This is a genomic window from Beijerinckia sp. 28-YEA-48 (assembly GCF_900104955.1).
Taxonomy (GTDB): Bacteria; Pseudomonadota; Alphaproteobacteria; order Rhizobiales; family Beijerinckiaceae; genus Terripilifer.
On the sequence record NZ_FNSI01000002.1, the window covers coordinates 119,572 to 141,912 of the forward strand.

At 57.5% G+C, this 22,341-nt stretch carries 19 protein-coding genes; 8 read left to right on the top strand and 11 right to left on the bottom strand.

Going from position 1 to position 22,341, the window contains the following annotated elements:
• The first annotated feature begins 185 nt into the window (after positions 1-185).
• From zwf to BLW50_RS28460, 4 genes are all read left to right on the top strand, one after another.
• Complete coding sequence (zwf, locus tag BLW50_RS28445; protein WP_090710131.1) at positions 186-1,793, top strand: glucose-6-phosphate dehydrogenase; 1,608 nt, start codon at positions 186-188, stop codon at positions 1,791-1,793.
• Positions 1,790-2,662: a Cof-type HAD-IIB family hydrolase gene (locus tag BLW50_RS28450; protein ID WP_090710133.1), complete on the top strand. Its 873-nt coding sequence runs from the start codon at positions 1,790-1,792 to the stop codon at positions 2,660-2,662. Before zwf ends, BLW50_RS28450 begins: the two co-directional genes overlap by 4 nt.
• The gene (locus BLW50_RS28455) at positions 2,659-3,495 is read left to right on the top strand and encodes a Cof-type HAD-IIB family hydrolase (protein WP_090710135.1); all 837 of its coding nucleotides are present in this window, start codon (positions 2,659-2,661) and stop codon (positions 3,493-3,495) included. Before BLW50_RS28450 ends, BLW50_RS28455 begins: the two co-directional genes overlap by 4 nt.
• Positions 3,496-3,592: 97 nt before the next feature.
• Positions 3,593-4,519: a class I fructose-bisphosphate aldolase gene (locus BLW50_RS28460; RefSeq protein WP_210186177.1), complete on the top strand. Its 927-nt coding sequence runs from the start codon at positions 3,593-3,595 to the stop codon at positions 4,517-4,519.
• Positions 4,520-4,583: 64 nt separating this feature from the next.
• On the opposite strand, the gene BLW50_RS28465 is transcribed toward BLW50_RS28460, so the two are convergent.
• From BLW50_RS28465 to BLW50_RS28495, 7 genes are all read right to left on the bottom strand, one after another.
• Positions 4,584-5,768, bottom strand: a complete 1,185-nt coding sequence (locus tag BLW50_RS28465; protein WP_090710138.1) for a M24 family metallopeptidase — start codon at positions 5,766-5,768, stop codon at positions 4,584-4,586.
• A gap of 82 nt (positions 5,769-5,850) precedes the next feature.
• Entirely contained in the window at positions 5,851-6,348 is a 498-nt protein-coding gene (locus BLW50_RS28470) for a MarR family winged helix-turn-helix transcriptional regulator (protein WP_090710140.1), read from the bottom strand.
• A complete protein-coding gene (locus tag BLW50_RS28475; RefSeq protein ID WP_090710142.1) occupies positions 6,345-7,073 on the bottom strand; it encodes an ABC transporter ATP-binding protein in 729 nt (242 codons plus the stop codon). Before BLW50_RS28475 ends, BLW50_RS28470 begins: the two co-directional genes overlap by 4 nt.
• Before the next feature lie 5 nt (positions 7,074-7,078).
• A complete protein-coding gene (locus BLW50_RS28480; RefSeq protein ID WP_090710145.1) occupies positions 7,079-7,801 on the bottom strand; it encodes an ABC transporter ATP-binding protein in 723 nt (240 codons plus the stop codon).
• Positions 7,798-9,696 carry an ABC transporter permease gene (locus BLW50_RS28485; protein ID WP_090710147.1) on the bottom strand — a complete coding sequence of 633 codons (1,899 nt, stop codon included), beginning with the start codon at positions 9,694-9,696 and terminating at the stop codon, positions 7,798-7,800. Before BLW50_RS28485 ends, BLW50_RS28480 begins: the two co-directional genes overlap by 4 nt.
• 61 nt (positions 9,697-9,757) lie before the next feature.
• On the bottom strand, positions 9,758-10,942 hold the full coding sequence (locus BLW50_RS28490; protein ID WP_090710149.1) for an ABC transporter substrate-binding protein: 1,185 nt from the start codon (positions 10,940-10,942) through the stop codon (positions 9,758-9,760).
• Positions 10,943-10,969: 27 nt separating this feature from the next.
• Entirely contained in the window at positions 10,970-11,287 is a 318-nt protein-coding gene (locus tag BLW50_RS28495) for a Rieske (2Fe-2S) protein (RefSeq protein ID WP_090710152.1), read from the bottom strand.
• Between the two features lie 137 nt (positions 11,288-11,424).
• Between BLW50_RS28495 and BLW50_RS28500 the strand changes: the two genes are divergently transcribed.
• Together BLW50_RS28500 and BLW50_RS28505 are read left to right on the top strand one after the other, a co-directional pair.
• Entirely contained in the window at positions 11,425-12,075 is a 651-nt protein-coding gene (locus BLW50_RS28500; RefSeq protein WP_090710154.1) for a cupin domain-containing protein, read from the top strand.
• Positions 12,069-12,671: a cupin domain-containing protein gene (locus BLW50_RS28505; protein WP_090710156.1), complete on the top strand. Its 603-nt coding sequence runs from the start codon at positions 12,069-12,071 to the stop codon at positions 12,669-12,671. Before BLW50_RS28500 ends, BLW50_RS28505 begins: the two co-directional genes overlap by 7 nt.
• A 197-nt stretch (positions 12,672-12,868) precedes the next feature.
• Here the strand turns inward: BLW50_RS28505 and BLW50_RS28510 are convergent, their stop codons facing one another.
• From BLW50_RS28510 to repA, 4 genes are all read right to left on the bottom strand, one after another.
• Positions 12,869-14,461, bottom strand: coding sequence for an MBL fold metallo-hydrolase (locus tag BLW50_RS28510; protein ID WP_090710158.1), 1,593 nt, complete (start codon positions 14,459-14,461; stop codon positions 12,869-12,871).
• A 3-nt stretch (positions 14,462-14,464) separates the two neighbouring features.
• Positions 14,465-15,700 carry a plasmid replication protein RepC gene (gene repC, locus BLW50_RS28515; RefSeq protein ID WP_090710160.1) on the bottom strand — a complete coding sequence of 412 codons (1,236 nt, stop codon included), beginning with the start codon at positions 15,698-15,700 and terminating at the stop codon, positions 14,465-14,467.
• Positions 15,701-15,919: 219 nt separating this feature from the next.
• Complete coding sequence (repB, locus tag BLW50_RS28520; RefSeq protein ID WP_090710163.1) at positions 15,920-16,939, bottom strand: plasmid partitioning protein RepB; 1,020 nt, start codon at positions 16,937-16,939, stop codon at positions 15,920-15,922.
• Positions 16,939-18,147 carry a plasmid partitioning protein RepA gene (gene repA, locus BLW50_RS28525; protein ID WP_090710856.1) on the bottom strand — a complete coding sequence of 403 codons (1,209 nt, stop codon included), beginning with the start codon at positions 18,145-18,147 and terminating at the stop codon, positions 16,939-16,941. The genes repB and repA overlap by 1 nt, the downstream gene beginning before the upstream one ends.
• 1,782 nt (positions 18,148-19,929) lie before the next feature.
• Here repA and BLW50_RS28535 point away from each other — a divergent pair.
• Positions 19,930-21,045, top strand: a complete 1,116-nt coding sequence (locus BLW50_RS28535; protein WP_170850432.1) for an RHE_PE00001 family protein — start codon at positions 19,930-19,932, stop codon at positions 21,043-21,045.
• Between the two features lie 314 nt (positions 21,046-21,359).
• Positions 21,360-22,337, top strand: a complete 978-nt coding sequence (locus BLW50_RS28540; protein WP_170850433.1) for a helix-turn-helix domain-containing protein — start codon at positions 21,360-21,362, stop codon at positions 22,335-22,337.
• Positions 22,338-22,341 lie beyond the last annotated feature (4 nt).

Sequence of the window (22,341 nt, forward strand, 5' to 3'; positions counted from 1 at the left end):
GACATATGTCGATCGAGGCCGATCGAGGATCTCCTGCTAAAATTTGAATTTACGCCGAAAAATGTGCTCGGTCACGCGCTTCGAGCTTCGGCGGTCACATTGAAGGCAACGGTCCTATCCACCCCTTGGCGAAAGCCAAGAAGTCGCAACGACGAGCATCCGCGCAAGAGGCAGCGGAGTAGCGCATGCCAGGCAACCGTTCAGGTCCGGCCCCGCCGGTGACAGCGTCTCCACCGCAACGCCAGCTCAGCCAAGCTGATCCCTGTGCCATGGTGATTTTCGGCGCTACTGGTGATCTGACCAAGCGGCTCGTCATACCAGCGCTTTATAATCTCGCCCGCACCAAGCTGCTGCCGGAAAAGTTTGCGCTGATCGGTGTAGCTCGGTCGGCAGGAACCGTCGAAAGCTGGAGGCATCATCTTTACGACACGCTGAAAAGCTTTGTCGGCAATATGGCGACGGAGTTCAATGTTGATCACATTGACGAGGTTGCGTGGAAGCAACTTTCCGACAAGATGTCCTATGTCCAGGGCGACCTGACCAAGCCTGAATTGTACGAGACACTTCGCGGCAGCCTTGACGAAGCCGAAAAGGTGCACGGCACGGCGGCCAATGTCGTCTTCTATCTCGCGGTTGCCGATAGGCTCTTCGGCACGGTGGTAGACCAGCTCGGCAAAGCGAAGCTCACCAATCAAGATGAGCATCAAACCGATAAGCGCAAGTTCTGGCGACGCGTCGTGATCGAGAAACCGTTCGGTCATAGCCTAGACTCAGCGCGCGAATTGAATGAGCGCATCAAGCGCACACTGAGCGAAGACCAGATCTTCCGGATCGATCACTTTCTTGGAAAGGAAACGGTCCAGAGTATTATGGCCTTCCGTTTCGCCAATGGGTTGTTTGAGCCGATCTGGAATCGTGATCGGATCGATCATGTGCAGATCACTGTGGCTGAGACCGTTGGCGTGGAGGAGCGCGGCACGTTCTACGAGGCGACCGGTGCACTGCGCGACATGGTCCCGAACCACGTGTTTTCTCTGATTTCAATGGTGGCCATGGACCCACCGACCGGATTCGGTGCTGCCGCTATTCGCAACAAGAAGGCGGAGGTACTGGCCTCAATGCCTGTCGCTCGGCCGCAATGCGCTGTGCGCGGCCAGTATGGCGCCGGCACAATACTGGGCAAGGAAGTAAAAGCCTATCGGCAAGAGCCTGATGTGGCTTCGGATTCGAAGGTGGAAACCTACATCGCCATGGCGCTTGAGATCGACAACTGGCGATGGGCCGGAGTGCCTTTTTATATCCGTACCGGCAAGCACCTGTCGCAACGCCTTACGGAGATCGCAATCTGCTTCAAGCAGGCGCCTTACGCGTCATTCAAGGATACACCCGTCGGCTCTTTGCGGCCCAATTGGCTGATCCTGACCATTTCCCCAAACGAAGGGATTTCCCTACAACTTGAGATCAAACGTCCCGGCCCAGTGGTTGACCTTGCTGCTGTTAAAATGGACTTTCGATATACCGACTGGTTCCCCGAGGAGCCAAATGTTGGATACGAAACGTTGATCTATGACGTGATGATCGGCGATCCCACTTTATTTATGCGGGCAGACATGGTGGAGGAAACTTGGCGCATCGTGCAGCCAGTTCTTGATGCATGGGCCGCAGACCGCATGACAGTGTTACCGACCTATCCCGCAGGAAGCTCTGGACCGAGCGAAGCGGACGCGCTTTTGAAGAGCGATAACCGTCACTGGCGAAACATCGATGGAACTGACGCAGGAAGCTCTTCATGATAACGCATAAGCGAACTCCCTCGCCTAAAATTTCCGCCGTTGTGTCGGACGTCGATGGAACGCTGGTGGCCGACGATAAGACTTTGACAACGCGTGCCCGGTCAGCCGTTGCAAAGCTACATGCCAGCGGCGTCATATTTGGCGTCATCAGCGCCCGGCCACCACGCGGCCTGTTCATGCTTGTCGAGCCTCTCAAAATTAAGACGCCGTTGATCGGGTTCAATGGTGGGATGTTGACGGACCCAGATCTTAGGATAATCGTGGAGCATCCGCTGCCCCCCGACGTCGCCCATCGTGCGGTCGAACAGCTCGATATGCTCGGCGCGCAGGTATGGGTTTTTAGTGATCGGGATTGGCTGCTGCGCGATCCTGAGGAGCCCTATGCCGCGCTCGAGCAACGTACCGTTGGCTTCCGACCGACAGTCGTCGACGATTTTGGATCCGCGCTTAATTCCGCGTCGAAGATCGTCGGTGTCAGCAGGGATTCCGCGCTCCTTACAAAATGTGAGGCTGATGTCTCAGCCCTGCTCGCCGGCCAAGTCTCTGTCGTGCGTTCGCAGACTTACTACCTCGACATTACACACCTGCTAGCGAACAAGGGTGCGGCGCTATCGGAATTCGCGAAGCTGTCAGCCATTCCGCTGGCGGAAATCGCCGTCATTGGTGACGGTAGCAATGACGTCACGATGTTTGAAAGGAGTGGTCTGAGTATTGCCATGGGAAATGCTGCACCGGCGGTGCAGCGGGCTGCGGATTTTGTGACCAATAGCAATGGTGACGATGGATTTGCCAATGCGATCGAGAGATTCGTCCTCGGGGGCCATCGTTCCGACGCTTCGGTGGGAGCCGGTGGAGGAATAAACGTATGACAGACTCTGCTCGCGCTGCGGCGAAAATTGCGCTTGTCCTCGCCGATGTTGACGGCACTCTTCTTACCCCGGAGAAAGTGCTGACCTCCGAGGCGGTGATGGCCGTGAAGGACCTTCAATCCGCAGGCATCGTGTTTGCCATCACCAGCGGCAGGCCGCCGCGCGGAATGGCAATGTTGATCGATCCGTTGGCGCTGCGAACTCCTATAGCCGGCTTCAATGGCGGCATCTTTGTCAAACCTGACTTCTCGGTCATCGACAGCCACACGCTTGATCCCACTGCAGCAAAACAGACTCTGAAACTCTTTCTCGATCAGGGACTAGATGCATGGGTTTATACGAAAACAGATTGGCTGATCCGCGACCAGAATGCGCCGCATGTTGCGCGGGAAACCTGGACGGTCAAGTTCAATGCTAGGATCGTGTCCGCCTTCACCGATTCGGATTTAGCGGATGCGGTGAAGATCGTTGGGGTTTCTGATGATCTTGGCCGGGTCGCAGCCTGCGAGAAGCTGGCGCAGAGCGTACTCGACGGTGAAGTTAGTGCGACACGCTCGCAGCCGTACTATCTCGACGTCACCCATCCGCAAGCCAACAAAGGTGCGGTCGTGACAAACCTTTCTAAATTTCTGGACATTCCTCCCGAGCATATCGCCACGATCGGGGACATGCCTAATGACGTTCTCATGTTTCGCAAGAGCGGATTTTCCATCGCTATGGGAAACTCAAGCGACGATGTTAAGGCACAGGCGAATGCGGTCACCGACAGCAACGAGGACGAAGGTTTTGCCAAGGCGCTGCGGAAATTTGTCCTCCGCTCGGTAGATACTTGATCCCGGGAGGTCTGCTGCGATCCAACAGGCTGCCTGCGGCGCGGATTAACGAAGCCGATGTCACATGGGGCCGATCTACGGGCCCGACAGGAGGAAGATGATGAGACCGCGCGTAAAGGAAATCCTGGGCTGGTATGGTGCAGACAATCCCGGGACGCTGACAAACCTCGCGAAACTGTTGAACCACGGCCGGCTGGCGGGCACCGGGAAGCTGGTCATTCTACCGGTCGATCAGGGGTTCGAACACGGGCCGGCACGTTCGTTCGCGCCCAATCCGCCGGCTTACGATCCGCGTTATCATTTCGAACTCGCGATCGAAGCCGGCTGCAATGCCTATGCGGCCCCGCTCGGTTTTCTGGAGGCGGGAGCGCGAGATTTTGCGGGAGAAATCCCGCTCATTCTCAAAGCGAACAACAATGACAGCCTGCGGGATGAAAAAGATCCAAACCAGGCCCTGACGGGAAGTGTGCAAGACGCGCTTCGTCTTGGTTGCAGCGCTATCGGATACACCATCTATCCAGGATCGGTACACGAGCTTGAGATGTACGAGCAGCTTCGTGCGTCCGCCGAGGAAGCGAAGCGCAACGGGCTCGTGGTTGTCGTCTGGTCATATCCGCGCGGGTCGGGCCTGAACCAGGAGGGGGAAACAGCGATCGACGTAGTTGGTTATGCCGTCCAGATCGCAGCTCAACTCGGGGCGCATATCATCAAGGTAAAGCTACCAACGGCGCACATCGAGCAGGAAGCAGCTCGAAAGGTCTATAACGAACGGCGCATTCCGATCGCAACCCTGGCTGAGCGGGTTCGTCATGTGGTCGATTGTGCTTTCGCAGGCCGCCGTATCGTCATCTTCTCCGGGGGAGCCGCCATCTTTGATGATGACAAATTGCTCGATGAAATTCGCGCTATCCATTCTGGAGGCGGGTTTGGCTCTATCATTGGCCGCAATTCGTTCCAACGCCCCAAGGAGGCGGCGCTCCGAATGCTGGGAGAGGTCATAGATATCTACGCAGCCGCAGCCTAGTAGCATCAGGCTCCGCGAGCGCTGACATACTATGCCACGGCATGGAACGACCAGAAAATCCGGTTCAGGAGAGTTCGAGAATGGTGGGCTCGATCGTTCCCAGCCGCTGAGCACCCGCTAGAGTAATCATCACGGAATCACCCCAGACAACATCGGCGTAGCCATCACGGATCACCATAGGTTTAATGATAAAGGATGCGTTCTCCTCCAGAACCCACCGTTTGATCTCGTCGGCAGCGGAAAAGACATAGATCGGTGCATCGTCGCCGAGGCCGCGCCCATGCATCAGGAAACGAATGCGACAAGGCGTATTTTTCGCGATCGCCTCCGTGCGCGTCGCCAATTCACCAAGAGTAATGCCTGGCTTCGCCCATTCGCTGCAAAGTGCGACCGCCTCCTGTTGCAGCTGCCACAGATCGTTGTAGCCGGGAGGGATTTGCCCCAACACCGCCATCTGCGTGACCTGCCCGCAATAGCCGGCGTAGCGGCTTTCGACCTCGACGCGAATGAAATCGCCTGGCTCAAAGCGCCGTGCTGTAGGCAGACCAGCCGAGACAAGCGCCTCAGGCCTCCCCGCCGACCACATGATCATCGCCGGAACTTCGCTGCCACGCGCGACCATAGCAGCCAGCATCGCAGCATAGACTTCATTCTCGCTTATGCCAGGTCGGGCCGTCGCCTGCAGCGCAGCAATCGCCGCCTCCGCTTGGACAACGCCGCCGCGGAGGAACTCTATTTCTTCGGGGCCCTTTGTGTAACGGGCAACATCGAGAAGACGCGTACAGTCACAGAGCACGGCATTTGGAAAGGCCTGGCGCAGTTTCTCGTAGAAAGCGTGCGTCACGAGACCGTCCGCGAAACGCGGCACACCCGTAAGCCCTGCCAAGCCAATGCGGGAACGGTCGAGCCCCAATTCCTTTAGACGGGTGATAATTCCATCGCCAAAGGCGCGCCCGTGGCTTCGAATATCGGTGACCCAATCCTGTTGCGCGTGCCACTTCCGTGGGGCCACGTCGGGGACCACGATCGCCGTGACCGTGCCGTCAAGGGGAAACACCGCACCGACCTCCAAAGAATAGCCACCAAGCCCCGTCAGATAACGCGAATAGGCCGAGAAATGATCGTGATGCCCCGTATGCGGTGTCGCGACAATCACATCCATGCCATCACGGGCCATCAGCTCGCGAACGCGGGCCCAGCGACGATCGCGCTCAGCCATTGAAAAGCGCGGTACGTCGATATTTGGCATGGCTCAATTCCTCCGTGGCCTCTATCGCGAGACGCCATTTTTGACGCTTATGTCGGTGTTAATGGCTCGATGCTGGTTTGAATCAGAAATCCTCGATATCAAGCCGCTCCGACAGTTTCTCCAAAAGCTTCATCGCTGCCTTCAGTTCGGCGGCCGTGCAATCATGGGCAATCACATTGGAGAAGGCAGCGTAACGGGCGTTGAGTTGCAGAATAGTTTTGCGGCCGAGGGCTGTTGGCGCCAACAATTTCGAACTCTTGTGCCGCTCATTGTCTTTGAACTTGGCCAGTCCGTCGCCGACCAGAGAATTGGCGATCTGCTGCACTGATTGACGCGCCAGGCCCCGCTCCCGCGCGATCTGCGGCACCGATTTTGGCGCCGGCAAGATCGATCCCAGCACACGCCAGCGCGCACCGGTGAGACCGCTGCCGGCCGAGAAGCGATCCCCCCAAATGTTGATGCGACTGTTGATCCGGAATATTTCGAACATTAACGCGGTATAGGCAGCGCCGCTCGGGGTTTGGGCTTCGATCTTCGCATCCACCTCTGCCCGGTCCGCCCGTTTCGAACTCTTGCTCATGTTTCCGTCTTGATCCTATCTCCAAAACCAAAGGTGGCCTCGACGGCCCGCTTGATTTCCGCTTCGTCCGCAGCCTTACCGTGGAACACGATTCGCCCCGCCTGCAAGACATAAATTTCATCGGCGATCTCAGCCGCAAAGCGATGATCTTGCTCGACCAGAAGGATGCCGATCCCCCTGCGCTTCAGCTCCTGCAACACATCCATCACCCGGCGCACCATAGCCGGCGACAAGCCTTCCGTCGGCTCGTCAAGAATGATGAGACGCGGATTGCTGACCAGAGCGCGAGCGATAGCCAGCATCTGCTGCTCGCCACCCGATAACCCGCCGCGCACCGCCCGCCGTACCTCTAAATTGGGAAATAGCTGGAAAATTGCCTCGCGGCTCCAGCTGTGCCCTTCAAGACCGTTCCGCATCGCCACAGTGAGATGTTCGTCGACCGTCAGAGATGGAAAAATGCGCCGCGATTGCGGCACATAGGCGATGCCATTGTCGACCCGTTCCCAGGCCGGCCGGTCTATGAGGTCGGCCGCGCCGATCATGATGCGCCCCGTCGAGACGCTGGCGCCCAGCCCCATGAGAGCGCGAACCAATGTGGTCTTGCCCGCACCATTGGGACCGAGAATGGCGATCGAACGCCCTTGTGGGACGCCGAACGAGATGCCCTGAACGATATGGGCACCGTTCAACATGACATCGAGATCGACAACGGTGAGGTCACTCATTCTGGTCAACCAAGATAGATTTTGCGCACGAAGGGATCCTCCATCACCGCGGCCACCGCCCCATGAGCCACCACCTGGCCAAGATGTAGAACCGTCAGCCGATCCGCCAATTTAAGCGCCACCTCCAGATCATGCTCGATCAAAAGGATGCCGGTGGAGGCGCTGAGTTCGATGATGCGCTCGGCGACGACGCCACGTTCGATCTGGGTGAGACCGGCCATCGGTTCGTCGAGCAACAGGATCTTTGGCGCCGTCGCCAACCCCATGGCGATTTCCAATCGCCGCTGCTCGCCATAGGAGAGGTGCCGCACGGCGCCGTCAGCCTTCAGGCCACAGAACTGAAGCGCATGGGCAGCATTTTCCTCGGCAGATTTTCCGCTACGGCTCCCAGCCTGCGGCGCGCCAGCGGCGATCCGCAGATTGTCGCGCACGCTCAGATCTTGAAACAGACTGGCGATCTGAAATGTCCGCCCGAGGCCCAGAAGAGCCCTTTGCCGTACCGACATACACGTGACGTCGACATCAAGGAATTCGATCTGGCCGGCACTCGGCTTGTATTGGCCGTTGAGGAGATTGAAGAAGGTCGTCTTCCCCGCTCCATTTGGACCAATGACCAAATGTCTCTCGTGGTGCGAAAAGGAAATATCGATACCGCGGATCACTTCGATCGATCCGAAGGATTTCTTCAGGCCTTTAACCGAGATGGCAACTCCAGCAGCGGCGCTCATGGCAAGACCGCCGACGCAAGCGGTACGGATTTACGCGCACCAACACGCCGGCGGACCAATCTGATACCCCCGAAGACGAAGAGCGCTACGAGAATGTAGAGTGCACCGAGCAATGTGTTCGACCGTTCGGTCCAACCAGAGAAAACTTCTTCCATTCCGATGATCGTGACCGCACCGACGATGGGTCCAAAGAAAGTTCCAGCCATGCCGATCACCACCATCAGCAACACCTTCGCTGACGTATGAACACTGAACAATTCCGGCGCAGCAAAGCCCGAATAAATGGCATAAAGGCCGCCGGCAAAACCGGAAAAGGCGCTCGACACCAGGATGGCTTTGAAGCGCAGAAGATCGACATGATAACCCAAGGCCAGCAGTCGCGGTTCGTTCGTGCGCACGCCGGTCAGAAGTAACCGAAAGTTCGATCGCACAAACCAGGCATAAGCGATCAACGCCAAGACAAAGGCGGCGGCGACATGAACATAGAGATTGGTCGACGGCGACATACCCGTCGACATCAGCGGAAATGCCTGCGGATGAATTAGGCCGTCATCGCCGCCGGTCACCGAGCGCCATTTGAACACGACGCCCCACACAACTTGGGCCACGGCGAGGGTGACGAGCAGCAATTGCGCATCCCGCGCGCGCACTGCCACGGCAGCCAGGAAGAGCGCCGCGGCACAGGCGCAGGCAATGGCCGCTACAAGGCCGACGTAGCCGCTCAAGCCGGCAAATCCCGACCAGGCCATGGCATAGGCCCCCGCGCCGAAGAACAGCGCATGGCCGAGCGACGGCATGCCACCATAGCCAAGCATGACATTAAGCCCGATGGCGAACACCGACCAGATCAGCATCAAGACCACGACCGTGACGAGGAATCCTGAACCTAGAGCTGGGATGGCCATGGCGACACTCAGCGCGAAAGCGACGGCTATCGGCCAGGAGCAGACAGCCGTCGCTCTTCGCACGGCGTCAAAGGCTCTCCAGACCCAATTGGGCGCTGGAATGCTGATGGGCTTGATTTGTCGCGCGGCGGCGGCCACACCCGGCGGGCTACCAAACAGCCCATACGGCCGAACAATCAAGACAACGAGCATCGGCGCGAAGAGCAGAAACATCGAAAGCTCAGGCCATAGGCTTTTGCCAATGGAATCGATCATGCCGATGGCAAGCGCCGCGACATAAGAACCAACGAGACTGCCTGGGCCGCCGATGACGACAATCACAAGCGCCAGGAGGATGATGTCGAGATCGACCCCTGGCTTGGCACCGATGAAGGTCGATCCCAGCGCACCGGCGAGGCCAGCCAGAAGGCTACCCAATGCAAAAACGAAGACACGCAGGCGGGGCACGCTAATGCCAATCGCCTGAGCGATTTCCTCATCGTCGACCGCAGCTCGCACCTTCGCGCCAATCGCCGTGCGCTCGATGAGAAACCACAACGCAATCGCAATCGCTGGGCCGACGGCCACCAGAATGAGCCTATCGACAGGGTAACGTAGCGCTCCCAACGAAACGGAGGCGCGCAAACTGTCGGGCAGCGCATAGATGCGTGGCGTGCCGCCCCAGTAGACCTGAAACAGATCGCCGACGATCATCAGAACACCGAAGGTGACGATCACCTGAGCCAGATAATTACCTTGGATGCGATAGAGTAAAGTTCGCTCAATCACGGCCCCCAGAAGCGCCGCGACGAGCGATCCGGCAAGAATTCCGGCCCAAACACTCTGGGTCACGGTCGCTGCCGAGATCGCCGCATGGGCGCCGAGCAGAAACAGTGATCCATGCGCCATATTGATAACGCGCAGGATACCGAAGATCAGCGTGAAACCCGCCGCGATCAGAAACAGAAGATTGCCGTAGGCAATCCCATTGACCAACTGCAGGGCCATCATAAGCACAGTTCCATAGCGATGCTTTCGGAGGATGAGTCAAACGTCGGAATGCGGAGCGCCGTCAGCGGGCAACCCCATACTGGTCGACGGCTTTCTCCAGCGGCTCGACCACCTGCAAGGTGTAGCCGCTCTCACTGGGGCCAACTTTTCCAAGATAGAAATCGAGAACGATATTCTGCTTGGCATCGAATTCGAACATGCCGATCGGCGTTTTCAATCGCACTTGGCGTAGCGCCGCGAGGAGGGCAGGCTTGTCCTCCACTCGCCCATCAATGGCCTCGATGGCGCGCGCGATCGCCATGGCCGCGATATAACCGGATGCGGCCGTGGCACCAGGCTCACGTCCATAGCGAGCTTTGAAGGACTGAACGAAAGCTTTGTTCTCCGGACTATCGAGCAATGTCGTATAGTAGATTGGCGCCATGATACCTGTGGCCGCCGCGCCCATAGCGCCAAGAAGCGCCGGGTCGATCAACCCAGACGGGCCAATCAGTGGCAGCTTGTCTTTCAACCCCAATGCTTCATATTGTTTGACGAAGGCGATGGCATCAGCGGCAAAGAACATCGCCCACACACCGTCCGCTCCGAGTGACGCGACCTGGCCTAGAAATGGTGTGAAGTCCGATGTGCCCAGCGGCACCATGATCGTACGCACCACCGTGCAACCAGCCCTGGTATATCGCTCACCAAACGCCGCGGATTGCTCGTGGCCTGTGACGAAATCACTAGCCATCACGACGATTTTCTTCAAGCCGAGTTTTTCGCAAGCATACTGACCAATTGGCGCGGCAAGCTGCCGATTGCTGAAACTGGTGCGGAAAATATAGGAACTAGCCTGCTTGTCGGTGAGATCATTGGCGCCGGCCGACCCCATGATGACAAGCGGAATCTGGCGTTGGTCCACATAGGAGCGCAGCGCATAAGCGACGGCACTACTGGTTAGGCCTGACAAAATATGGATTCGTTCGCGTTCCACCAGGCGACGGGTTCGCTCCAAACCTTGCGATGGATTGGCCGCATCATCCTCTTTCAGGATCGTCACCGGCCGGCCCGCCACCCTATTGCCGATCTGTTCAAAGTAATGAACGAAGCCATCGGTGGATTCTATCCCGACCAAAGCCAGCGGGCCGGTCAACGGATGCAGTACACCGATCTTGATGGGTTCCTGAGCTGCCAATCCACCGGGTGCGGCGATGCTCGTCCATATGGAGGTAAAAGCCGCCAATGCCACACGCTTCATCATCATCAATTCCCTCCCCCAAGCTTTCCGATGTCAGTTGAACGCGACAGCGACTTCCCCATCCTGCTCGCGGACTTCATAGAGTTTGAGTCTCATGAGGCTTTCGCCGACGCCGACCGCCCTCCCCGTGATCAGATCGAAACGAAAGAAATGCCACGGGCAGATGATCGTCGAATCCCTTATCGCGCCCGTGCCAAGCGGCCCTTTAAAATGCGGACATTCGTTATGAAATGCGACGAGGCGATCGTCTTGCAACCGCGCGACGGCAACCGGATCGCCGTTCGGCAAGCGCTTACGTTTGATGCTGCCTGCCGGCATTTCTTCCGAGCGACAAATCGTCGTCCATGCCATCCGCCATATCCCTCCGCCATCGACAGGCTGCAGCCCGTTGCTTTTATGCGGCGAAAAATTGACATGTTCCTGTCAAAATGGCAAACTCAATTTTATCGAGCTAGCGGAAAGCCAATCGCAGCACGGGAGGGTTCGGCATGTACACGAACATCTATGTCGATGAACCAATCGAGAAGATCCACGACGACTGGGACTTTCTGAACGATAAGGTGATCAAGAAGCTGCAGGGGTTCATGCCGATCGGCGACAATGTCTACGGCATCCGCCAGGTCTCACACACCAAACGCGATGAGATCGGTAATGCCAAGCTGGCGATGGAGCTGGTCAAGGAGCGCAAGAACTTCGAGATAGGCCCGAAAGGCATCGTGCAAGTGCCTCGCATTCCCTATGTCGCTCACATCACCTGCGCCGGCACGCCGCATCATACACAGTTCGTTTTTGGCTACTGGCACATCAACGACAAGGATGAAGTGATCATTCCTGTGCCAGGCGTCAACGGCGATCCCGACCACATCATCATCGTCATGGGAAGGCCGACAGGCGAAGAAACGGATCGTGCGGCCTGGTATTGCGAAGAATGCACTTCGCTTCTGCATATGAGCGAGTATGTTACTGGACGCGAAGGCTTTCGCGGCTTCTGGCGCTGGGAACTGGCGGCGGTGCGGGAATATAATGACGATATGCGCCTGCGCACCTGCTGGAACTGCGGCCACGTCAATCCGCTAGCCTATTCGGGTTTCATGAGTACCGATACGCCGGAAATGCGCGAGGCGCGCAAGCAATGGTAGGGCCACAATCGCAAATCACGCCGGGTGGAGGCCCGCTTCTGTCCTATACCCGTTCGATGATCGAAGGCTCAGCGAGTTGGCCGCTGCTCGGCGACTACGCCATCTGGTCTGGCCATCTGAAGCAGGACGTCTCGCCTTATCTGTTGCACGAGCTCGTGGGTCAGCGTGTTCTGCCGGTCCCGATCAGTTCGACCCGGGCCATCTTGCATCCCGTAACACGCTCGACCTGGTTCGAGGTTCGCCATCTCTTTGGATACTGGATGAGAGCCGACGTCGACACTGTCTGGCTCGACGCGCCCGGCACCGATGGCCATTATTACACGCTGTGCATTGGCGGTTCGGAAGCACGTCCCGGCGAAGTCAGCTACGGTTGGGTGTGTCCGCACTGCGGCACTTTGTTTGGCGCGGTCACGATAGACGTCACGGTCAAAGGATTTCAGGCCTTTCTTGACGCAGCGGAAGCTGGTATCAGTCGCTTCAATACCGATGCAGGTTCACGCACCTGCCCGCAATGTCAGCACGTGCACCCCCTCACCTACGGGTTCGATCCGCAAAACGACACGGACGTCACCCGGCGCGCCCGCCAGGCTGTTTAGAAGGGTCTTCAAACACCGGCCTCACAACCTGCATGCTCACTATTTGAAGCTCGGATAGCTGCGGCCCCGCTCCGATCGGAGCCTGCAATTTCTTCAATCTAAGAATCAAACCACGGAACGATTCAAAGAACGAGTTGAGGTCAGCAGGCTAGCCTCAGTTCGTTGATAGTTAAGATTGGGGCAAACGTACGATTGGCTTAATCAACATCTTCCAGCGCCCGCTTAAGCCGACGTAGAATAACACCCCGAGCACGATCGTCGGCGGCCTTGTCCAACGCCTCTTTCAGATCGAGCAGGAACTCTGCGGAATCGTTATGCCAATCTTTTCCGACAGCCCGTCCTGGTTCAACTCTGCGCGGCTCAGGCGGCAGAATACGACGCAAGGAGCCGACACCAATTTCAAGAATGTCATCAAGATGAGGCGCAATCACATGCTCCGGTGCGACGATCTCGGCGCCTACGGTCGGAATGAAAGCGGTCAAAGCCTTGTTTTCGGCATGCGTGAGTGCCACGCCGCCACGAATTGGCTTACGCGCCTTGAGCCAATCGAGGATTTCGCTTCTGTCAGCATGCCCAGAATAGCTGTCGATGTACCGAAGCTGCGCCTTCACCCGAACCGCGTCGCCTTGAATGGTAACAGTCGATGCGCCTTCCAGAAGAAGACGGCCAAGCGTTCCCTCTGCCTGATAGCCGACGAACAGAACCGTCGTGGAAGCGCGCCATAAATGATTCTTCAGATGGTGGCGGATTCGCCCTGCGTCGGCCATGCCACTTGCCGCAATGATAATGTGGAAACCACGGAGTCGCGCGAGCGATTTGCTTTGATCGGCACTCTCGGTGAAACGCACCTGAGGAGAATTGGTGAGCCGCGCCAGCCATTCACCATCTTCCAATTCACCCGCATGGCTTCGGAAGATTTCAGTCGCTTTGATGGCGAGGGGCGAATCGACAAAGATAGGGGCTTGCGGAATTTGACCACCATCCATCAAATCGAGCAGATCTGAGAGAATTTCCTGGGTGCGCTCTACGGCAAAGCACGGAATCAGTAGCGGGCCACCCCGCTGTGCGGCCGCTCGCACCTCGCCTGCTAATTCAACGCGTCGATCTTCGATCGTTGTTTCCGGCCGATCGCGATCGCCGTAAGTCGCCTCACAGACAACGAGGTCAAGCCCCTTCGGTCCATCAGGATCTGCATGGAAAAGTTTCGCATCTGGCCCAAGATCCCCTGACATCAAAATGCGAATAGGCTCGCCTGAACCCTCGTTCACCTCAATCTCGATGGAAGCAGAGCCCAGAATATGACCAGCATTCCACCATCTAGCGCGAACGCCCGATCCAAGGTCCAACCAAACATCATAGCCCACAGCCCGGAATTGACTCATGGCAGCTACCGCATCCTCAGCCGTGTAAATGGGCGCCACCGGTAATTCACCATTGCGCGCGCGACGACGGTTGAGCTGCTCCACCTCCATCTCCTGGATATGGCCGGAGTCACGCAGCATGATCGAGCACAACTCCACAGTGGAGCGGGTCGCATGGATCGGCCCGTGAAAGCCAGCATTCGTCAGTTTCGGAAGGAGGCCTGAATGATCGATATGTGCGTGAGTTAGCAGCACCGCGTGCAACTGCTCCGGCTCAAAAGCAAAAGGCCGGTAATTCAGCTCCTTTAAAGTTTTCGATCCTTGGAACATGCCACAATCGATCAGAATGCGCCGTCCATTGGTCTCCAGGAGATAGGACGAGCCCGTAACGACATGGGCAGCGCCCAAAACATGCATCCGGACGACCATGACCTACGCTCTCCTTTTTTCCCTCAACCGAGAATTGATCTGTGCCATAAGGATCGGACCTAGCGAGAACTCTCCAGCTTCCGCTTTTCGCGTCAGCCCACGGAGATAGCCACCAGCGGAGTTGATGTTAGCACTCCGCTGCAGGATGCAGGCAACCAGGATAGCAGCCTGACGTTCACCCATGACTGATTGGGCTTCTTCATAAGCGCTGGGACTGATGCCAAGCATTGAGCGGACAACCGTGGCCGTTGCCACGAAGTCACGCCAATTCGCAATTTCCCCCCCTGACGCATAGTCGATGATATCGGGGCAAGCATCGAGCACCATTCCCAGCGGATAGGACCCCTCCGCCAGCTTCGATGTCGACATAAGAGTCTCCACTCTCGCCGCCCTGCCTCCTTGGAGGTCAGGTTCAAAGTCAGTAGAGGGGTTTGGGTTTGAACTCTGTATGTGACGCTCAATTTGAGACTCACTGCCGCTTATATTTTGAGATTTGATGTATGTTTCGAGGAGATTGAGTACATCATCCGCGAGCTGAGATAAGACCTCCGCAATCGGCTCCAGTTCGGCCCTCGCCGCAGACCGCGGAATCCCCTCGACGATCGCCCGAAAGCCCGCGTGGATCTCCTGCCAGTCCGCAGGCCCCTGCCCTGCACGTCGGGTCGGCACGTTTTCTTCGATACCCGTCTCAATCATTTTGGCGATGTCACGCCGACACAGGGTAATCCGCTCGCGGACGAGCTTGAGTGCCCGTGCCTCAGCCGCCACCGCCTCGGCCAAGCTTTCGAACTCTTCCGAGCGGACCACCAAAGGCGAGAGGTCGAAGCCGAACGCCAGCTCGATCTGACCGTCCCTGCCTTTTCGCGCGTAGCGCTTGCCGTTCGGACTATCCCGCCGCACCACAAGACCGGCGTCCACCAGCACCGACAGGTGGCGACGAAGGGTCGACGCCGGCATGCCATGAGCCCGCAACGACAACTGCTGGTTCGAGGGAAATACGATGAGATCCCCCTCGCCTGTCAGGACGGTCTCTGGATGGAATGTCAGCAAGGCGTTGAGGACCGACAGGGCCCGCTCCGACACGCCCAGAAGCGGCCGGGCGGCACAGATAGCCTGATAGATCTTCCATTTATGGACAATCTTTTCGGGCTGGCGCGTACCGGCGGCGATCTGGCTTGCCACATGGGCAAGCGTCAGCGATCGCCGCCCAAAGGGCGTCGTTGGTGAATGTGGCTGCATGTCTTTGCCTCAATTAGGCAAAAGAATATTGCTCACCAAAACGGCGTTCGTCTCTCACGAGACTCTTGACTGTGATTCGCGGAAGTGAGATTCTCTAGGTGCGAACTATGAGAAGGGCTTCCGGACGCTGTTTCGGGGGCCTTTTTCTTTTGCTGTTTTTCTCCACTGTTAGTTGCAGTCTCCCTGTCTGACCGGATTCCCCGGCCGGACCGAGTTCGTTCAAGCCGAGGGATTCTCCGCTCGATACTCATCAAAGAGCGCCTCGAGCTTCGTCTCAACGAAGTCGCCGAAATTTGGCGCCACGCGATCATCGAATGTCAGCGAAAGCTTTCGCCCGGCGCGGGTAATTTTTGCCGCGTGCGTTCCGTCCCGGGCCACCCAGGTTTCCGGGCGCGTGCGGGTGGGCTTCGCCCGTAGCCCGTCCACGACCTTTTCAAATCGCTTATCGCTTTCCAAAGACAGGAAATCGGACAATTTCACAATTTCCAAAGCGCGAGCACGATTGCCATCCTGATCGAGCAGATCAATCAGCTCCTGCCAACGTACGCGCCCAAACGCGGGAGCCGGACCAATGGCCTCGACAACTTGGATTGGGATACGCGTGGCAATCGCAATCAGACGAGACAGTGCCGCTTTGTCCACGTTGAGCGCAGCCATGATGGTCTCACGGGAAAACTTTCTGTCCTCCAGGCGCGCGGCAAACCGAGCGCGCTCGATGAAAGTCAGATCCGTACGCCCGCTGTTCTCTTGGCCTTGAGCGACAACCAGTTCTTCGTCCGACAGAGGCCGAACAACCGCCTTGACCTTGATAGCGAGTTCTCTTGCAGCACGTAGGCGGCGATGACCAAAGGCGACTTCGTATCGGCCCGTGGTATTCGGCTTCGGCCGCACCAAGATCGGCGTATTCTGACCATGCTGGCGAATAAGCTCCCGGAAAGCAGCATTCTGCTCCTCCGTAGACTCCATTCGATCGGGCACGAAAGAATTATCAATCAGTTCTGGATCAAGCTCGACGATCACCTGGCCTTCGACCAGCTTTTGTTCGATTTGCTCGGCGCGCTTTACCTTCTCGTTGATGCCACCGAGAGACTGAGAAATGGCGCCGAGCGCGCTTGATTGCTTTATCGTTCGCTCCAGGCCCAATAAGGGGCGGAATGGTTGCGTGGAGGCCGCGGGTGTAGCTGCCTCTGGCACTGTTTCCTCGGACGAAGGAACATCAAAAGAGATTTTTCGCGCCATTATTTGCGGCCCCAAACCTGTTTGATGAGCCCTTCAATCTCGCCATTGACGAGATCGAGAGCTTCGACCGCGCGATCATAAGTACCGCGCGTGAATTGCTGCCGTTCCACCTCGTAAAGGGTCTGCTTGGTCAAGCCAGCATCGGCGATCGCCGTGCTCTTCACCATGGGATGGGTTAGAACGCGCGAACCAAAAATCGAGCGCATCAGTCCGACCATCGTGGTCTGAGGACCATCGCTCGGCTCGTAACGTGTCACCAGATAGCGCATCCAATCATACTGCGTGGCACCGCCAGCCTGAGCCACAACATCCAGCAAGCTCCCTGTCATATTGAGGAACTGAGACATCGACATCACGTCGAGCATCTGCGGATGGACGGTGATGAGAACAGCTGTCGCCGCGCAAAGCGCGGAAAGAGTGAGGAAGCCGAGCTGCGGCGGGCAATCGATGACAACGATGTCATAGGCATCACCGACCTGCGCCAAAGCCTGACCAATACGAGAAAAGAACAAGGAATCGTCGCTCGTCCGAGTCATGAGCGCCTTCGGCGTCTCGTGCTCGAATTCCATCAGCTCAAGCTGCCCCGGAATAATGTGCAGGTTGGGGATGTATGTACCACGAACGATCTCCGTCATATCGCGGCGCTCGGATCCATATCGAATAGCGCCATAGATCGTTTCATTCTCGCCGACGTCCAATTCCGGCTGATGCCCAAACAGAGCCGAAAGGCTAGCCTGAGGATCGAGGTCGATCGCCAGCACGCGATAGCCGTGAAAGGCAAGATATTGAGCGAGGTGAGCGGAGGTCGTCGTTTTGCCGCTTCCTCCTTTAAAGTTCATGACGGAGATAACTTGTAAGGGCTCGCCTTCGCGACGATGCGGAATGTAACGGCGAGCGCCCTTGCCGGAATTATCGAGCTCCACGCGCAGGGCTTCGACGTCTTGGATTGAATAGGTTCGCCGACCCGTCGGAGAAGTTGCAGGAGCGCCCTTCCCTTCCGAGACGAGTTGCCGCAAATATCCTTCGTGAATCCCGATGAATTTAGCCGCTTCGCCAGGCGTAAACCGCCGCATCGATTTTTCGGCCGTCGGCGGGAAATCACGCAATTGCTGAGCGCGCAGCCGCTTGGACAGCTCCGCTGCATCAGCATTGATAAGCGACCTCAAATCTGGAAGAGGTTCACCTAGGAGCATTGAGGAATTCGGCATCGCTGATCTCTGCATCTGCGCTTATTTTGGCTGGTCGGCGCAAAAAGCGCTGATTGCCAGTTAGAACCGATTCTGATCTACGGGCAAGAGGTATTCGGTTAACCGAAAGTTAACCAGCCGTCGACTGCCACAGTCCATCTAGAACAATGACATGAAACGGCTTCCGCCTATCCCGACACGAGTGCGTCAGATCGCTGAAGTTGTACGCGTACAACTTAGCGGCACTGGTGATTCCAGCGGATGCTTCGGGAGGCCCAGGAGTTGTACACGTACAACGCAACCGTTATTTCCCGCCTCACCACAGGCGCGGCCTTGTTCTTTTTAGCGCCCGCTCGCTGCATTGACCGATGGCGCGTGCCGTATCGCCTCGGGCAATACAATGCTGCGGTCGCTAAACTCCGCCAGAATCCCCTACTCAACAGGCGCTGCCTTTAGGAGCACTTGGGGCCCTCTTCCGCGGTCTCACTTTAGTTCTGCCACATGGATCGCGAGGCTCAGAACCTATGTCGATTTCGGGTCACGAGGGGCAAGCACCTGCTGCTCGTCATGAAGCTACTGGACGCGCGGCATCGTTAACTCGCTGCTGCGACGCCCTCCAAAGCCAAATGATTGCTCGCCCGCGAATGCAGAAACCGTCCGAGGCTTGGGTGAAGAGCAGGAGACCGAAGATATTTCGGGAGGCTGCCTGTCAGTTTTCGCCGATGGACGAGCGCTGGCGCGTACAGCGAGTCACGAGGCAGTGAGAAAAATCGGAGGTACAAATGGTCCCTCTATATCTTTCCCGGCGATGTAGGGTTGCCCAATTCCACAGCCGACGCTTCACGGCCGAAGGGGCATACGGGCCGGAGCTGCGCAACAATCTCGAAGCTCTTGGCTCCGTTACAGCCGGCTCACTTTACCGCCGATGTTGCTCATACAGATAACGCAAACGGGAACTAGCAAGCATAAATTTTTCAAGCGCAGGCCAGGGCAGGAAACCGGTCGCCGTCAACGATCATCCTTCCAGTTAGCCAGATCTAACGCCGGGCAGAAAGTTGCCTTCCATGCCCCGCGCAGCAAATGCTGAGGGCCGCCATATCTTCGTCTGTGAGCAAGTTCGCGAGTTAGTCTCGATCCCTCCAGGCGGCAGAATTGCCGGGTCAGGCCAGGCGTCCATCCCTGATCGATTTAATCATTCAGTTCATGCATGACCTGCACGCTCGGAGCAATCCGCGAAAGAATAAACCGGCAGATAAACGTTCCCACAACAATCTGTACGGGGACGATTGATGTCTATCTGATGTGTCTCTGCACTGACTTCCCACTGATTAACATCGATACCGGTAGGGCCGCTACAAACGAACGTACAATCCTTTGATATCAAAACGGTATGGCCAGCCCTACCTGATCGAGAGCGACCAGCACGAGACCTGTGCCGTTCTCACAGCACGAGCAAGTTTTTGATCCAAAATCGCCGGAGGTAGGTTGTCTTCAATCGCCAACAAGAACCGCAAATTCGTGAGGAGACAAAAAGTAGGGCATGGCTTCGCCGGTACCAAGGACAACCGCAATGCTCAGCTGTCATCAGCAGATTGCCGATATCAAACCGGAAAACGGCGAAACCCAAACCTGTTGGATTTCAGATCCCAACACACAGAACGCACTACTAAATCAACTCATAGCCTCATCACTATCGATAAGCAGTGTTTATCGAACAAATCGGGATCATACGCAGTGACAGAAGCAAAAGATATGTTACCTTCCGTTTGAGAGAATCTTATTAAGGTTATCAGAAGGTTACGAATGTCCTCCAGGACGGTGACAGATCTCAAATGGGAAGATATTCTCCCCAGCTTGGCACTGGCTGAAGATCGCCTCGCGCGCCTCGACGAAACCCTCAAAACCAGCCCTATCCGCGACGGGTTTTTAGCCCGTACCCATTATCTCGACGCCATTGCCAGCCTGGCTCTTGAAGGCGAGCTCGTCCATCTAGAAGACCTCGTCCTCGCCGACGTCGACATGGCCGTCCGTGCGCCCAGCCACGAGCTCGTCCGGGCACGCGAATACCTCTCCGCACGGCGTCAGATCGCCGACACCGACGCCGGCTGGACCCTGACTGCCCGAGCCCACCGGCTCCAAAATCTTGCCGGCAGGGGAGGGCAGGGGGCAGCAGAGGAGACCGACGACGCAGACCGCCCGTCAGTACGGGACACCTCATCTTCCGTCGACGCGATGGCGAGCGCGGACGATGATCTGACGTTGGCATTTGCCACTCTCGACAGCGCGCTCGCCAATGCCCAAGCGGCGCTCGCTGACACAGCCGCGCCGCGGCAAAAAACTCCACTCATCTACAATGCCGAATGCGATGAAGAAGACCGCTTCGATCTCTGGCGCGACAGCATCGATCAAACCACGCATCTGCCATCGACGCTCGCCGCTGCGCTCGCGCTCGTCGACTGGGACACCCAGCAACCCCTCACACATCGACCGTGGCTCGGTCGGCTCATTGCTGCAGCACTCCTGCGCCAACGCGGAAAAGTGACTACCCATCTACCGTGCTTGAGCGTCGGGCTACGGGCGATCCCGCCGCGCCTGCGCCAGCTCAGTCCGACCGCCGGAACGACCCAACGTCTCCTCACCCAACTCGAGGCGATCGCGGCCGCCGCGGAAGCTGGCCTTGTCGATCACGCCCGTTGGCTGTCAGCCCGCGCTGGGCTGTTGCGGAAGATTGCTGGGCGGCGATCCTCATCGCGGCTGCCAGACCTGGTCGAACTTGTGATGAAGCGGGGGGTGATTTCTGGAGGAATGGTTGCCGAAGAACTTGGAGTAAGTACCAGGGCGGCCTTGGATTTGATTGAAGCGCTCGGTCTGCGCGAGACAACGGGCAGGGGGCGATACAGGGCCTGGGGGATCATCTAAGGGGCGAAACAAAATAAGGTGAAGGCACCCAAGATCGATAGCGCTTTGGATCAATCCCATCGGCGCAGGGTTGGTATGCCCATTCACGCGGCAATGCCAGCACATCTGATCGCCGCTTCGTGTCGAAAAAGTCTTCTATAAGAAGACCCTATCAATAAATACAGAAACTCTCTCTTGCCACATTAGATCCCGCCAGATTTGCTTCCGACCGTACTCCTCCGACGGCACGCCTCTGCAAACGGGTTGTGGCAACAGGTGGGCTAAGCATGCAAAGATAGATGACGCGCCAACAAATAGGCGTAGGGAGGTGATTGGTGCGATTGGTCTATTCGTCTCAAGATTTGGGCGGTGCCGATCAGCTCTCACGTTATCAGGCGCTGGTTGCCCCGCGGGTGGCTAAGGTCGAGGCTCACCCTAGTCGACGTGCCGGCTTTAGCTGCGAGATAGCAGAGATGAGCGTCGGCCCGCTGCGTTTCGTGCGCATCCAATCGGATCCGATAGAACTCCGACGCTCGATGCGCTGCATCGAAGCCGACGGTCAGACGCAATACCTGGTCGGACTCAACCTGTCGGGCGCCAGTACGGTTCACCACGCCACCGGTCATACGCTGATCCCAACCGGAGGTCTTTTCCTGCTCGATAAGACCGTACCCTACGAGTCGGCCGTGATCGAACGAACCGATCGTGTTCTCATAGCCATTCCACGGCCCCTCCTGGAACGGCGGCTGGACGATCCTGGGCGTTATCTGTCGGTGATGCCCGAGACGGATAGCGGCGTCGGCCGCATCGCCGCGACCTATCTTACCACGCTTGTGGAGGAGGGGCCTGATATGACCGTGTCGCAGCAAGCGGCAGCGGCCGATATATGCCTCGATCTCTTGGCCATGGCGTTCGAGGCCGGGGACGCGGGACGGGGGGATACGTCACGCCGTAGCGGTCCGCGCACCCTGATGCTGCTGTCTCGCATCAAAGCCTATTTACGTTGTCGCTTAACCGACCCCGACCTGACGCCGTCCGAGATCGCGCGGGCCCACGGCATTTCCAAACGCTACCTTCACACGCTGTTCGCGTCCACAAACAACACGCTTGGGGCTTGGGTGCGGGAGGAGCGGATGACACGTGCCCATGCCGCGCTGGCCGATCCGCGTTGCGAGCGGCTGTCGATTACCGAAGTCGCATTACGGGAGGGCTTCAACGACATCCCGCACTTCAGCCGCCAATTCAAGGCGCGCTTTGGTATGACGCCCGCCGTCGCTCGAGCACGCGCGATGGCGCAGCGCCAGGCGAATTGAACCC